Here is a 245-nt window from a genome sequence, read left to right as displayed (position 1 = left end):
GGTGGAGCGATTTGTCTGGTTAATTTCGTTAACGAACGAGACCTCAGCCTGCTAACTAGCTATGCGAAGGTGATCCTCCGCAGCCAGCTTCTTAGAGGGACTATGGCCTTTTCGGCCATGGAAGTTTGAGGCAATAACAGGTCTGTGATGCCCTTAGATGTCCTGGGCAGCACGCGTGCTACAATGATGTATTCAATGAGTGCCTCACCTTGGCCGGCAGGCCTTGGCAAACTTTGAAATTTCAT

At 50.2% G+C, this 245-nt stretch carries 1 rRNA gene; it reads left to right on the top strand.

Annotated elements, in window-relative coordinates:
* Positions 1 to 245 (top strand): 16S ribosomal RNA (locus tag C6N31_RS47260); the annotation flags it as partial.

The organism is Streptomyces fildesensis (genome assembly GCF_016107395.1).
Taxonomy (GTDB): domain Bacteria; phylum Actinomycetota; class Actinomycetes; order Streptomycetales; family Streptomycetaceae; genus Actinacidiphila; species Actinacidiphila fildesensis.
Note: the sequence above shows the minus strand (reverse complement) of the source record. Positions and strands in the feature narration are given on the sequence as shown.